Raw genomic sequence first — 1,397 nt, 5'->3', positions numbered from 1 at the left:
GCCAGAAGTGCGACGGCAACCGCCAGCAGCATCGCCGCGCTTTCAGCGATGCCGAGCCCTTGCCGGTTCGATGCTGGTTTTCTCATCATGGACCTCCACCGAAACTGTTTGACGAAATTCGCCGTCACCCACAATGTGGAAATTGCGGCACCAGCCTTCGGCTGAGGCGAAGGCTGGTGCCGCAAGCCGGTCGGCCCGCTGCGCCATCGATCGCGTGATAGCGGCCATCGCCCGGGCTGTCTTGCGGGAGGAAAAAATGCACTTCGACCTCGTCGATCTCCGAATGTTCCTGCTGGTTGCCGAGCGCGGCAGCATCACCCATGGCGCCGAGCTCGCGGGCCTCGCGCTGGCCTCGGCCAGCGCCCGCATCAAGGGCATGGAGGACAGGCTCGGCGCGCCGCTGCTGGAGCGCCGCCGGCGCGGCGTGGTGCCGACCGCCGCCGGCCAGGCACTGCTGCACCACGCGCGCGCGGTGCAGAACCAGATCGAGGCGATGGCCGGCGAGCTCGGCGCCTATGCCACCGGACTGCGCGCGCGGGTCCGCCTGCTCGCCAACACGGCCGCCACCAGCGAGCTTCTGCGCGACAAGCTGCCGGCCTTTCTGGTCGCGCATCCCGGCATCGACATAGAGCTCGATGAGCGCCCCAGCCACGAGATCGCCGAGGCGGTGGCCAGCGGCGCCGCCGATCTTGGCATTGCTGCGACCTGGGCCGGCCTTTCGCATCTCGAGCAGAAATCGTTCTTCGTCGATAGGCTGGTGGTGATCGCCGCGCGCAACCGCCCCGGCCTCGAAGGCCGCGCGACCGGCCTCGCCGACATTCTCGGTGAAACCTTTGTCGGCCTGAGCGCCGGCCATCCCTTGCAGGAGCACATCTCCCGCCAGGCCGCGCGCCTTGGCGGTCATCTGCATTTTCGCATCCGCGTGCCCGGCCTCGATAATGTCTGCAGGCTGGTGGCCCAGGGCGCGGGCGTCGCCATCGTGCCGGAAAGCATCGTGCGCCGCTCGGCGCCCAGCCTGCGCAGCCTGCGGCTGACGGACGACTGGGGAACCCGCCAGCTCAATCTCTGCGCCCGCCGCTTCGACACGTTGACGCCGCAAGCCAAGCTGCTGGTGGCCGCGCTGGTGTGAAGCCGCCGCCACATGCTGAATTCGCGTGGAATCATGCCTTGCCTTTAACGAATCCATGAAATAGCTTGTTTGCACATAGGCAAAAAAATCGCCTAGCTTTTTTCGTTTTATGAAAGACGGGGGACTTGCGGGAACATCTCGATCTGACCGATCGGCGGCTGGTCAAACAGCTGTCGCAGGACGCACAGCCGGGCATCAACCGCCTCGCCGAGATTCTGGCGATCTCGGTGCCGACGGTGCGCACGCGGCTGCGCACCCTGCTCGCCCG

2 protein-coding genes are annotated in these 1,397 nt (G+C 66.6%); both read left to right on the top strand.

Translation table 11 applies throughout. The annotated features are described in order from the left end of the window. Positions 1 to 256: 256 nt before the first annotated feature. Complete coding sequence (locus FJ980_RS31660; protein ID WP_140547443.1) at positions 257 to 1,129, top strand: LysR substrate-binding domain-containing protein; 873 nt, start codon at positions 257 to 259, stop codon at positions 1,127 to 1,129. Positions 1,130 to 1,254: 125 nt separating this feature from the next. Further along, positions 1,255 to 1,397, top strand: a 143-nt coding sequence (locus FJ980_RS35895; protein WP_140547442.1) for an Lrp/AsnC family transcriptional regulator, incomplete at its 3' end; no start/stop codon positions are given.

The sequence above is a fragment of the Mesorhizobium sp. B1-1-5 genome (genome assembly GCF_006443065.1).
Classification (GTDB): Bacteria; Pseudomonadota; Alphaproteobacteria; order Rhizobiales; family Rhizobiaceae; genus Mesorhizobium.
The sequence above is the reverse complement of the archived record's forward strand: the minus strand, read 5'-3'. Positions and strand labels throughout refer to the sequence as shown.

Bases quoted from the DNA above. Each gene is read 5' to 3' on its own strand.
- FJ980_RS31660 (WP_140547443.1), top strand. From the start codon at position 257: ATGCACTTCGACCTCGTCGATCTCCGAATGTTCCTGCTGGTTGCCGAG.